Below are 12,258 nucleotides of genomic sequence, written 5' to 3'. Positions count from 1 at the left end.
TATGATAAAATATAATTGTATTAATAATTAATTTTAAATATATGGCACTTGTATCATCACCAGGAGCACTCTGAAAAATGTGATATGTTGAACCAGAGTGACTTTCATCAGCTGAAAGAGCACAAGCTCTTACAAGATTTATTACCCTTGGTCTTCCAGTTGGACCTGCTGAAAAACTTATTGTTGGGAATCTATCTGGACCTGATTTAGTAAATGCTATTCAGGTACAAAACCAAATAGATAAAACAGGAGAAGGGGTATGAGTTATACTTTCCCAGAAAAAGCCAGAGTAGAGTTTTCTATTTCTTCTTTCTTACATTGAGGAGTTCATCCCGAATTTCTGCAGCGCGTTCGAAGTCGAGATTCGCGGCTGCGACATCCATTTCGAGCTCGAGACGTTTGATATACGTCCCGAGCTTTTCTTTTGTCATCTCGCCACCAGCGAAGATTTCGGTTTTTTTCTTCGGTATAGAGACTTCCTTCACACTCGATATGATGGTTGTTGGAGTGACTCCATGTTTCTCATTGTATGCTTTCTGAACTTCGCGACGACGATTGGTTTCGGCGATAGCATCGACCATGGCGATCGATTGTTTGCATCCATGGGAATACATGATGACGTGTCCGTTCGCATTGCGGGCAGCACGCCCGATTATCTGGAGGAGGGAAGTCTTCGAGCGGAGGAACCCGATTTTCTCGGCATCGAGAATCCCGATGAATGAAGTCTCAGGAAGATCAAGTCATTCTCGGAGGAGATTCACTCCCACGATGACATCGATAACCCCAAGGCGATAATCTCTGAGAATCTCGAGTCGTTCGATGGTCTCGATCTCTGAGTGAAGGTAGCGCACTTTGAGTCCATTTTCTGCGAAATAATTCGCGAGGTCTTCCGAAGATTTCTTCGTGATCGTCGTGATGAGTGAACGCTCTCCGCGGGATTTTGCAGCGGCAATATTCTTCATCAGGCTATCCACCATGAATTCCATATCTTCGATGGTGATCTCTGGATCGAGGAGTCCTGTCGGACGGATAACCTGTTCCGCGACAACTTTTTCATGAGCAGCCTCATACTTCGATGGGGTCGCCGAGACAAAGATGGTTTGCCCGATTTTCTGTTCAAATTCATCGAACTTCAATGGTCGATTCTCCATCGCAGAAGGGAGACGGAATCCATAACCGACAAGATTCTCTTTGCGAGCGCGATCTCCAGCGTACATCCCACCGATTTGTGGAATCGTGATATGCGACTCGTCGACGAAAGTGAGAAATCCATCTGGGAAAAACTCCATGAGTGTTGCTGGTGCTTCTCCTGGATTTCGATTCCCGAGATACATAGAATAGTTCTCGATTCCGTTCACATACCCGACTTCGCCGAGCATTTCCATATCATATTCTACACGCATCTTGATACGTTCCGCTTCGACGAGTTTCCCGTTTTCAGTAAAAAACTTCACCTGTTCTTCCATCTCATGTTTGATTTTCGGAAGGACGGATTCGATGATACCTTTTTCCGTGACGAAATGTTTTGCTGGGAAAATCGTGATAGTTTCGAGATTCTCGATGAGCTGGTGTGTGAGGTGTTCGATACGAGTGATGCGGTCGAGAGTATCGCCGAAGAACTCGAGTCGGATGATAGATTCACTCGATGACGGCCAGATTTCGAGAATATCTCACTTCACGAGGAACATTCCTGGCTTCCAGTCGGCAGTCGAACGGGTGAATTGCACCATGACGAGTTCTCGGATGAGGTTCTCGATGATATAATCTTTTCCGACTTCGAACTTCAGACACTGAGCCTCATATTGCGCAACTTCACCGATACCATAGATGCATGATACGGATGCGACGATGATGACGTCTTTTCTCGTGAGGAGAGATTCTGTCGCAGCATGACGCAATCGATCTATTTCTTCGTTGATGGTTGCTTCTTTCTCGATATAGGCTCCTGTCTTCACGACATAGGCTTCTGGCTGGTAATAGTCATAATACGATACGAAATAATGCACCGCATTTTCTGGAAAGAATTCCTTGAATTCTTGGGCAAGTTGAGCCGCGAGAGTTTTATTATGGGCGAGAATCAGTGCTGGACGTTGGAGTTCCGAGATAATATTCGCCATCGTGAAAGTCTTTCCAGAACCAGTCACACCGAGAAGTGTCTGGAAATCATTTCATTGCCTGATGGAATCAACAAGAATCCGAATCGCTTCGGGTTGGTCGCCTGTTGGCTGGTATGGGGAATTGAGTTTGAACATTCCGTGAGTATATCAGCTTTCTCACTTCTTGCAATCTTATCTTTCTTCCAAGTCTACCATACAAGTATTTCCTATAATATCGTGCAAAAGGTTGCCGATCTCTCAAGAATCTTGTTGCAGTTCTGTTCGTATTTCTCTTTCGAGGGTCTCATCTCCAAGAAGTATTACATACCTCAAAAGATTTTCCAATACTTCCATATTCCTGAGAGTATATACTTGTATGATTTTTGGGGATTCCGATGGGAGATTATGAACAATAAGTGCATACCAAACTCATTTGGACACTTTTTGTTGTATACCTCCCGCTGGTGTTCGAGCAAACGCTGAAATCATTCATGGTTTGATAATATGTTGTATTCATATATTACTCTCAGAAGATGCATCCATTAATCAGCTCATACTTGCGACTGACATTGGAGGAATATATTGAAGAATTGGCATACTCTAAAATAAATAAAAGAAAGTGATTACTTATTCTGGAATTGAGAGCTCCTGTTGTATTCTGGCTGGTATCCCTTCTCAAGAATCCGTGAGTGTATTGATACCTATTCGTGGATTCAGTTGAACCAGTTCAGATTCATCTCATACTGTTATATCTCCATTTAATAGTTGCTCTACAGTGTTCTGAATTGTTTCGGAAGTTGAACTATGATTCGTTTATCTTGTGTGCTCCCAATTGGTTCAGGAATAACGAGGAATCCGAGTGGATAGATTTCAGGAGTGTCGAGAATAAGTCATGCTTTTTGTGCAAATTCTTGACTGACGAGAAACCATTTTTTTGTTTCTGATTCTTGGAAAATCGTTGTATGAACACTCTTTCTGGGCATCTGGATATCAATATATCTGCCATATAAAGTATCAGAAACATGAATATTTCCGTGGAGTTCTCGATGCATAGTGAAATTGGTTATTTATTGTATAGTAAATAATATGATATATTTTGCAAGTTTATTTCTGGATTTCTTTCAGAACTTTTTCCGCATGTCCTGTGGCTTTTACATTCCGCCATTCCTGGAGGATTTTTCCACTCGAATCGAGAAGAAAAGTGGAGCGGATGGTACCAATATAGATTTTTCCATAATTCTTCTTCTCGCCGATGACACCGAATTGTTCATGGAGACTTCCGTCCTCGTCAGAGATGAGTGTGATGCCGAGATTGCAACTATCGCGGAAATTCGCATGAGAAGTTTCTGAATCTTTCGATACTCCGATAATCTGGATTCCAAGCACCTCGAAATCTTTCTTGAGTCGGGTAAAATCTTGCGCCTCGAGGGTGCAACCCGGAGTATTATCTTTCGGATAAAAATAGAGAAGTGTTTTAGGAGATTTGGATAGATAGGGTGTGAGGTTCATAAAAATATGGGTTATTTAAGGTTAGATATCTTTTTTGGATGTGGGGAATCATCAGACATATCATCAGAAAGGACCTTTTTCTTATCTTCCAGATCAACTCATGCGATGATTCGGTCCATCCAACCGAGATAATCTTCTCGTGCTTGTTTGTATTCCTCAGGTTCTTCAAGATGGAGTCTTTGAGGTATTAAGATAATAGAAGAAATATATTGGGAACAAATGTTTTGAATAATCTGAAAAGTTCTATAGTAGTCCCAATCATAGTCTTCTTCTAACATTATTAGTTTTCATTTTGCCCATTTCCTATTTGCAGCATTCTTGACAGCATTTTTGATTTTTGTACGAGTATATTCTTCCTCAAGTCGAGCATATTCAACATGTTCTGCGACCAGGGAATTCACGAATTCTTTGGTTTTTATTGGAAATAGTGGAGCCTTCTTTCCCCTTTCGAATAATACATCATATACTTGTTGAGCTTTATTACCTTTGAGTCGATTTACATTTCTTCATTCTCTCTCTTGGAATAAGTGAGATATTTCCTGATTTCGAGAATGTGTACGTTGTAGATTACTTTTTCTCATGATCCTCATAGTATTCTTCCCATTCCTTTTTTCAAACTTTTATGTAAAAAACAAAAAATGCTCGGGCTTATGGCGCCGAGCGAGCCATTGCTACCTCAAGGAGGCACTCTTTTTAAGAAAAGTACGGTAATCGTAAGCACCCAAAGTTGAGTGCTTACGTAAGTGGCGATCACCGCCTGCCCCAACTTGCCAACCCCAGCTATTTCGCGGATTTTCTCCGCGAAAAATAAGTCGCCGTTGGCACTCATATAGAATGCCGTGGCGAGGAGCCATAAGGCTCCTACGACCACTTTCAAAATCATCATGATCTCCTTTTCCGTACCCACGAACGCGGAATGCGCCGTGCAAGTCTCGGAATCAAGGATATTATAGATAGAATTTCATCTTTTCAAACTTTTATGTAAAAAACATATTCTAGCACGTAATATAAAAAAGTGCTAAAAACTTTTGACACGAGAAAAAAATATGATAAAATGCCCCACGAAGATATAAGATATGAGAGATAAACTATGAGATTCTTCTCAACTATCTCCTACATCTTATAGTTCATAATTTATATCTGATAACTCATATAACTATGTCAAAAATCATTGGTATCGATCTTGGTACGACGAATTCATGTGTCGCCTTCATGGAAGGTGGACAAGCAAAAGTAATCCCGAATGCAGAAGGAGGAAATACAACTCCATCCGTTGTCGCGAACAAGAAGGGTGAGACGATCGTTGGTATGCCAGCACGTCGCCAAGCAGTGACGAATCCTGCAGGAACGATTTTTTCTGCGAAGCGCTTCATCGGACGCAAGTTCTCAGAAGTGACTGAAGAGCTCAAGAATGTTCCATTCAAGGTCACAGAAGGTCCAGATGGAGGATGTCTCATCGAGTGGGATGGAAAGGGAGTTCGTCCAGAAGAGATTTCTGCGAAAGTCCTCGAAAAGCTCAAACATGATGCTGAGAAATTCCTCGGACAAAAAGTCACAGAAGCGGTTATCACCGTTCCTGCGTACTTCAACGATGCAGAACGTCAAGCAACTATCAATGCTGGGAAGATCGCCGGTCTTGACGTGAAGCGTATCGTGAATGAGCCGACAGCAGCAGCCCTCGCGTACGGTGCAGATAAGAACAAGGATCAGAAAGTAGCGGTTTATGACTTCGGTGGAGGAACATTCGATATTTCTATTCTCGAGATCGGTTCAGAAGGAACATTCGAAGTGCTCGCGACCAATGGTGATACTCACCTCGGTGGTGACGACTTCGATCAGCGTATTTTCGAATACGTCATGGCTGAGTTCCAGAAAGAAACAGGTATCGATCTCCGCAAGGATGCGATGGCAGTACAACGCGTACGTTCCGCATCAGAAAAAGCAAAAATCGAACTCTCAGCCAGTAGTGAGACAGAAATCAACGAACCATTCATCGCGATGAATGATGGTGTTCCATCGAATCTCCTTGTGAAAATCACTCGTGCGAAATTCGAAGAGCTCATCGCCGATCTCGTCGAGCGTTCACTCGAACCTTGCCGCAAGGTGATGAAAGATGCAGGTCTCCAAGCAAGTCAGATCAACGAAGTCATCCTCGTCGGAGGTTCGACTCGTGTTCCGATGATCAAGTCGAAGGTAGAACAATTCTTCTCGAAGAAGCCAAATGAATCCGTCCATCCTGATGAGGCAGTTGCTCTCGGTGCTGCGATCCAGGCGGGTATCATCCAAGGTGATGTGAAAGATGTTCTCCTCCTCGACGTGACTCCGCTCTCTCTCGGTATCGAGACGCTCGGTGGTGTGATGACTCGCATGATCGAACGCAATACGACTATCCCGACAAGCAAATCTCAAGTCTATTCAACTGCTGTTGATAACCAAGACTCAGTAGAGATTCATATCCTCCAGGGTGAACGTGAGATGGCAAATGATAACAAGTCTCTCGGTCGATTCATCCTCTCTGGTATCGCTGCTGCTCCACGCGGTATTCCTCAGATTGAGGTGACTCTCGATATCGATGCATCTGGCGTACTTCATGTGACAGCGAAGGATAAGGGAACTGGTAAAGAACAGAAAATCACAGTTCAAGGTTCGACTGGTATGTCAGATGATGAAGTCGAGAAACTCGTGAAGGAAGCGGAGGCAAACCGTGAAGCTGACAAGAAAAAGAAAGAATCTATCGAAGCTCGCAATCATGCTGACTCTCTCGTCTATCAGACGGAGAAAACGCTCGAAGAGAACAAGGGAAAATATGAAGAAGCTGATGGTGAGACTGCGAAATCTGCTCTCGAACGTCTCAAACAAGTCCTCGCTGACACCAATTCTACCAAGGAAGATATCGATGAAGCAACGAAGACTCTCTCTGATGTGATGATGAAGATCGGTCAAGCAATCTACGCTCACGCCAGCGACGCTGAGAAGCCAGGTGAAGAGAAGAAAAATGATGATGGTTCTGTGGAAGCTGATGTTGAGGAAAAATAAAAATCAATCCCCTACTTATTTGAGTGGGGGATTTTCTTGAATTATAAGAATATGTCAGCTAAAAAAACTAGTGATGTGAAAAATGATAAATTCAGAGAAGATATACTCAAACTAATTGATAGTAATTTGACTGCTATTAGAAATCCAGTTATTAAACAATTGATTATTCTTAATCCTGAATATGAAGGTGATCTAAAATCTGAACATCTTAGGAAAATTGAGAATCAAATCTTAGAAATTGAGGTAGTTCTTAAAGAATTATCTCCATTTGTATATAACATAAGGAATAGTATTTCTGATATAACTTGAAATAATCCGACTTGTGCAATCTATCTATTATTATGCTCCTGTATAGAATCATTTAAGGCAATAGTAATTCTATGAAAAAGTGGTTTCTACCAAGAAATTATGACAATAAATAGGAAATTAGAAGAAGCCATGACCCAATGTGAGGTATTTATGCATGATAATAATGAAGATATAATAACTAACTTTAATAAATGGTTTTCTTGAGCTATTATTTCTCATTCTGTTTGACGTGAGAAAATAGGTGCTTTGCATAAAAATACTGATGTAAATGTTGAGTCTTTAGGAAATTATATTTATCGCATGGAGTCAAATGTATCTCATAATGGATATATTTGAATGTTGGAAATGATTAGCCCATTTACTAAAGACTATGACTTAGTCTGATCAACAAGATTCCATAGAACTGCTTGAGCAATAGGGCATACCATTGGGAAATTAACACATTTTACTATTCTCTTAAAAGGAATTTACTTATATCTATTTAAAGATTTCAAAACGTTTGATAAGATTGATATTATTTTAAAAAGTCATAGTCCTGATATTGGTAATCTCAAGGTTTCTGAGAAAATGAAAAAAGATTTTCCCAAGACTTAATCTCTCCTCTCGGAGAGATTTTTCTTTTTCCGATTTTTCACTGCAACAATATTTGATTAGATTGAGATAATATGATATACTCTCTTTCAGATTATTAATAATTTTACATATATGTTCTGAAATACTCCTCAATCCGAAGCTCCAGTTTTACCAACATTTGAGGAACTCAAGTGAGCACTTCCTATCGAACTCCAAGCAGAATTCGATACGTTGGGAGATTGGATGTCTTCATTACCGCTCAAATACCCAGGAAGTGAATGAGAAAATTCTTATGATGGAGATGCTCTTTCTCCTGAAGAAGAGGTGAGACATGCTCGTTTTACAGAACTTTCGAATATGGCAACAGAAGCACTCAAGCAAAGTGGTTGGATCCCTGAGAAACCAAAGGCTCAATGATTACGACAGAGATTACATGATACTCTTGCTAATTTTATCAATTAAAAGAATCAAATCCCTCCACTCCAGAGGGATTTTCTTTTTCCTATTTTCGCTCCACTCCAGAGGGATCCTCTTTCTTTGTCACCATTTTTCCATATACTCGTCTTCGTATATATCAGGTTAAGGCTTTAATTTTTTTACTTTTCTCTTATGGGCAAGAAAATATATATCATCGGTGCGATTCTCGTATGAATTCTCGGAATTCGTTTTGCGGATGCTGCGACTGATGCGGTCGCATGTACTATGGAATATGCTCCAGTATGTGCAACGGTTCAGGTTCAGTGTATCATGGCTCCATGTAATCCTGTTGAGCAAACTTTTTCGAATAGCTGTATGGCTCGCGCTGCTGGTGCGACGGTTGTGAGTACTGGAGAGTGTGCACCACTTGTGGGAGGAGACAGTGACGAACATGGTTGCAAGGCTTCAGCTGGATACTCTTGGGATGCGACTATGAAGCAATGTGTGCGTCCATGGGAACAGAAGAAAATGACTCCACGCCAAGCACTTCAATCTTATGATTGGTCACTCGTGAGCCTGAATGACAAGAATATCACTCAGTCTGGCACACTTTCCTTCACTCGTCACACGTTCCATGCGAAGCTCTGTAATACTCTAAATGGGAAATATGTAGCACTTATGGATCGTCTCTTCACTCGTCAAGTGATGTCTACGATGATGTACTGCGAAGGAGATATCATGACGGTCGAGAGTCTCATGAGTGAGCGAGGACTCTCGTTCATGGTCGGGTCAGATACACTCACTATCACGACTCGAAAATGAGATACTATCGTCTGGCAAAAACCATAATGCAACACTTCCGCTTTCGAGCGGATTTTTTGTATGAAAATTGCATTCTCGAGTTTTTCTATATACTTGAGACAAGTTTTCTTTTTCTCTTATGGCTCAAATCTCTCGTTCCGAATTCACCGACAAAATCCAAGAATACATCAAGCGCATCAACCAGATTGCAGAAGAGCAAGGCTACTCCGTCATGATGGCGTATTATATCGCGGGCAATGAGACTGATCCTGATGATTTCATCATCGACTGGCGCAATATGGCGCTGAATGATAATCTCTACGCACTTTCCCGTTGGAATCAGGATATCATGAATAATTTCGATGAAGATAGTGAAGAGGATCGTTGGGGGAAAGGGACTGGAGATTTCGGAAGTACCTCGATCTAGAACTGTTCGAAAAATATTTGTTCTTTTGTCGCACCAAGCGCTTCGAGTTCTTCTCGGGCGCTTTTTACCATAGCAGGGGAGCCGCAGAGATAGAATTCTTCATACCCAGAAATATTTTCTGGAACAATCCAGTCGGTAACATAACCAGATTGGTATTTCGTATTCTGTGTTTGATGATCTGGAGAGAATTCGGTCTCACGAGAAAAGTAGTGCACGTGTTGGAATTGTTCGAATTGTTTCCCGAGTTCTGCGATTTCTGTCTGATAAAAATCATCCGAAAAATTCCGTACTCAGAAGATGAATGCGATATGAATTGGTTTCATATCTTTTTTTGTGCTCTCAAGCATCTGACAATAGAGTGGTGCAAATCCTGTTCCAGTTCCGATAAAACACTTATTCTTCGGGGTATCCTGCAGAATGAAGTGTCCAAGCGGAATCATCCCTGGAAATGTTGTTCCAACTTCCGCATCACAGATCATCGGACTCCCACGTCCATCAGGAATCCGCTTGATAATCAGTGTGAAAGTATCGGTTGTATATGATGCAAGAGAGTAGGCTCGATTGAGTCCTGGGGCAAGTTGGAACATGACGTACTGTCCTGATTTTGGTGGCTCCTTTGGGAGTTCTGGACATGAATACACGAGCTCGAAAACATCGTGTGTCAGTTGTTTCTTGGATGTAAGAATGAAGGAAGTTCGAAGCATTGTATGGTGAGATGAAGGTTCTTACGGAAGTTTTTTAGTTGCTATTGTGAGAAGATTCACGAAAAATCTCCCCGATTATGGAGAGATTTTGGTTTTTTTCAAGAAAGATTTTTAAGCAGCTTTTTTGAGTTCTTCTTTGAGTTCTTCTTTTGGGATTATGGAATCGTTCGCTGCTTCATTCATAGTATTGTTATACTTTGTACGTGCAGCAATAATTGCAGCAGCATTACTAGGGAGTATATTATTTGCGTTCACTATCCATCAAATGGCTCATTGTATAGGTCATATTACTGCAGTAAGAAGTCATCCATGTTCCTTTGCTAGTACTTCTAGTGCTTTAATCCGAGTTTCCACAGAAAAAACAGCATCATCATTATTTGTAGCCTGAGAGTTATTTGGTTGGGAAGATGTATTCTTTTCTACTTGAGTCATAATAAAATCTATGCCTGTATTATAGCATAGATTTTATTGGATGCAAATATTTCTGCGAATCAAGAACGTATTATTCCATATATCCTCTGGATCCTTCGTCATTTTATTTCTTCATGACTGCACGAACCGCATTTTCGATTTCCTTATAGATTTCTGGGTTTTCTTTGAGGAACCGGATAGAATTGTCTCGTCCTTGTCCGAGTTTTGTCTCGCCATATGAGTAGAATGCTCATGCCTTCTTGATGACTCATTTCTCCGCACCGATGTCGATCACTTCACCAGCGAGAGAGATTCCTTCTGCGAACATGATATCCATCTCCACTTCACGGAATGGTGCAGCAATTTTGTTTTTCACGATTTTCACGCGCACCTTGTTTCCCATTGCTTCTTTATCATCGCCAGTTCCAGTTTCGATCTTCTCTTTTCGACGGATATCGAGACGCTGAGAGGCGTAGAATTTCAGAGCATTTCCACCTGTAGTGGTCTCAGGACTTCCGAACATGACTCCAATCTTCATACGAATCTGGTTGATGAAGATAACGGTTGAGTTTGATTTATTGATGACACCAGTGATTTTGCGAAGTGCTTGGGACATGAGGCGAGCCTGGAGTCCCATGAAACTATCCCCCATATTTCCTTCGATTTCCGCCTTCGGTGTGAGGGCTGCAACAGAGTCCACAACGATGAGGTCAACAGCTCCCGAACGAACGAGTGCATCCACAATCTCGAGTGCTTGCTCTCCGTAGTCTGGCTGAGAAATGATGAGTTCATCGACGTTGACTCCGATTTTTCGCGCGTATTCTGGATCGAGCGCATGTTCCGCATCAATGAATGCAGCTGTACCTCCTGCTTTCTGGACTTCTGCGATGGCATGAAGTGTGAGTGTAGTTTTACCAGATGATTCCGGTCCATAGATTTCGACGATACGTCACTTGGCATATCCACCACCGAGTGCATCATCGAGCGCAATAGAACCGGAACCGAAGGTCTCGATATCGAGGTGGGATTTCTCACCGAGCTTCATGATGGAACCAGCACCGAATTGTTTCTCGATCATGGCGAGAGCAGAGTTGAGGGCGTCTTTGCGATTGTCAGTCATAGGAATTAGTGATTAGGAAGTAGTTATTAATGGTTGGTAATTAGTGATTAGCAAATCGGAGAAAAATGAAGAGACTATAGAAATAAAGAGAATAATGTCAGAAGCATAGATCATGCGAGAATGTAGTTCGTGAAGAGAAGAATATTGAGGTTCATAGTATGAAGGGTTGAGATATTAATTGAAGAGACCACCAGGAAAGGCTCGAACGAAGACTCATTGAATCATGATATTTCCATCGGATTCATCGAGGATAATCGGCTTGTGTCGAGGATTATCAGAGTGGGGAATGAGATATGTGGATCATTTTTCTTGGCGGAATTCTTTGAGGGTTGCTTCATCATTGATGAGTGCGATGATGATATCACCATTCCGTGCGATATTCGTCTGGCGGATGAGAACGAGGTCTCCATCGTCGATTTCTTTCTGATTCATAGAATCTCACTGTGCTCGGAGGAAGAAATACTTATCCGTGCGATTCACTATCTTGGTCGAGACAGGAATCTCGGTCTCGATGTTCTCCTCAGCGAAGATGGGCATCCCGCAAGCGACCGTGCCGATGAGAGGAATTCCTCTGACTTCATAGCTATCGCTCGTGAAGTTCGGTGAGAGTTGGAGCTCATCGCGGGAGTCGCGATAGAGCCATCATTTCTCCATAATCTGATCGAGGAGAACGGAGATGGATCGAGGAGAAGCGTATCCGAGAGCTACTTGAAGTCATCGGATAGTAATCTTCTCTCCATTCGCGAGGTATTCCTTCACTTTCTGGAGAACGAGTTGTTCCTTGGTGGTGAGTTTTTCCATAATCTTGAATACATACAAAGTATACATGTATATATATTCAAGAATTTCACGAAT

At 41.8% G+C, this 12,258-nt stretch carries 15 protein-coding genes and 1 pseudogene; 6 read left to right on the top strand and 10 right to left on the bottom strand.

The genetic code is table 25. The annotated features are described in order from the left end of the window. Positions 1 to 41 precede the first annotated feature (41 nt). Complete coding sequence (locus PHY14_01920) at positions 42 to 293, top strand: hypothetical protein (GenBank protein MDD2693664.1); 252 nt, start codon at positions 42 to 44, stop codon at positions 291 to 293. Between the two features lie 6 nt (positions 294 to 299). On the opposite strand, the gene uvrB is transcribed toward PHY14_01920, so the two are convergent. The 6 genes from uvrB to PHY14_01890 all read right to left on the bottom strand — a co-directional run bounded on the left by uvrB (position 300) and on the right by PHY14_01890 (position 4,512). After that, positions 300 to 2,252, bottom strand: coding sequence for an excinuclease ABC subunit UvrB (gene uvrB, locus PHY14_01915; protein MDD2693663.1), 1,953 nt, complete (start codon positions 2,250 to 2,252; stop codon positions 300 to 302). Between the two features lie 36 nt (positions 2,253 to 2,288). After that, positions 2,289 to 2,693 (bottom strand): hypothetical protein, encoded by a 405-nt coding sequence (locus tag PHY14_01910; protein ID MDD2693662.1) that lies wholly within the window; start codon positions 2,691 to 2,693, stop codon positions 2,289 to 2,291. A gap of 173 nt (positions 2,694 to 2,866) precedes the next feature. Next, positions 2,867 to 3,148 carry a hypothetical protein gene (locus tag PHY14_01905; GenBank protein ID MDD2693661.1) on the bottom strand — a complete coding sequence of 94 codons (282 nt, stop codon included), beginning with the start codon at positions 3,146 to 3,148 and terminating at the stop codon, positions 2,867 to 2,869. A gap of 52 nt (positions 3,149 to 3,200) precedes the next feature. Next, positions 3,201 to 3,605 (bottom strand): peroxiredoxin, encoded by a 405-nt coding sequence (locus PHY14_01900; protein ID MDD2693660.1) that lies wholly within the window; start codon positions 3,603 to 3,605, stop codon positions 3,201 to 3,203. Positions 3,606 to 3,616: 11 nt separating this feature from the next. Then, positions 3,617 to 4,006 (bottom strand): hypothetical protein, encoded by a 390-nt coding sequence (locus PHY14_01895; protein ID MDD2693659.1) that lies wholly within the window; start codon positions 4,004 to 4,006, stop codon positions 3,617 to 3,619. A gap of 95 nt (positions 4,007 to 4,101) precedes the next feature. Beyond that, complete coding sequence (locus PHY14_01890) at positions 4,102 to 4,512, bottom strand: hypothetical protein (protein MDD2693658.1); 411 nt, start codon at positions 4,510 to 4,512, stop codon at positions 4,102 to 4,104. Between the two features lie 251 nt (positions 4,513 to 4,763). Between PHY14_01890 and dnaK the strand changes: the two genes are divergently transcribed. The 5 genes from dnaK to PHY14_01865 all read left to right on the top strand — a co-directional run bounded on the left by dnaK (position 4,764) and on the right by PHY14_01865 (position 9,168). Beyond that, a complete protein-coding gene (gene dnaK, locus PHY14_01885) occupies positions 4,764 to 6,641 on the top strand; it encodes a molecular chaperone DnaK (GenBank protein ID MDD2693657.1) in 1,878 nt (625 codons plus the stop codon). A gap of 51 nt (positions 6,642 to 6,692) precedes the next feature. After that, complete coding sequence (locus PHY14_01880; GenBank protein ID MDD2693656.1) at positions 6,693 to 7,544, top strand: hypothetical protein; 852 nt, start codon at positions 6,693 to 6,695, stop codon at positions 7,542 to 7,544. 111 nt (positions 7,545 to 7,655) lie between these two features. Further along, a complete protein-coding gene (locus tag PHY14_01875; protein MDD2693655.1) occupies positions 7,656 to 7,985 on the top strand; it encodes a hypothetical protein in 330 nt (109 codons plus the stop codon). Positions 7,986 to 8,132: 147 nt separating this feature from the next. Further along, positions 8,133 to 8,789 (top strand): META domain-containing protein, encoded by a 657-nt coding sequence (locus PHY14_01870; protein ID MDD2693654.1) that lies wholly within the window; start codon positions 8,133 to 8,135, stop codon positions 8,787 to 8,789. 91 nt (positions 8,790 to 8,880) lie between these two features. Then, positions 8,881 to 9,168, top strand: coding sequence for a hypothetical protein (locus tag PHY14_01865; GenBank protein ID MDD2693653.1), 288 nt, complete (start codon positions 8,881 to 8,883; stop codon positions 9,166 to 9,168). On the opposite strand, the gene PHY14_01860 is transcribed toward PHY14_01865, so the two are convergent. From PHY14_01860 to lexA, 4 genes and pseudogenes are all read right to left on the bottom strand, one after another. After that, a complete protein-coding gene (locus PHY14_01860) occupies positions 9,165 to 9,872 on the bottom strand; it encodes an FAD-dependent oxidoreductase (GenBank protein MDD2693652.1) in 708 nt (235 codons plus the stop codon). The two genes, PHY14_01865 and PHY14_01860, sit on opposite strands and share 4 nt — an antisense overlap. A gap of 111 nt (positions 9,873 to 9,983) precedes the next feature. Next, a complete protein-coding gene (locus tag PHY14_01855) occupies positions 9,984 to 10,304 on the bottom strand; it encodes a hypothetical protein (protein MDD2693651.1) in 321 nt (106 codons plus the stop codon). A gap of 121 nt (positions 10,305 to 10,425) precedes the next feature. Next, positions 10,426 to 11,403 (bottom strand): annotated as a pseudogene (gene recA, locus PHY14_01850) (recombinase RecA). A 174-nt stretch (positions 11,404 to 11,577) separates the two neighbouring features. Further along, positions 11,578 to 12,204 carry a transcriptional repressor LexA gene (lexA, locus tag PHY14_01845; GenBank protein ID MDD2693650.1) on the bottom strand — a complete coding sequence of 209 codons (627 nt, stop codon included), beginning with the start codon at positions 12,202 to 12,204 and terminating at the stop codon, positions 11,578 to 11,580. Between the last annotated feature and the right edge of the window lie 54 nt (positions 12,205 to 12,258).

This window comes from Candidatus Gracilibacteria bacterium, from assembly GCA_028687475.1.
Taxonomy (GTDB): Bacteria; Patescibacteriota; Gracilibacteria; order BD1-5; family UBA2023; genus STC-74.
This window is presented reverse-complemented; position numbering and strand designations above follow the sequence as displayed.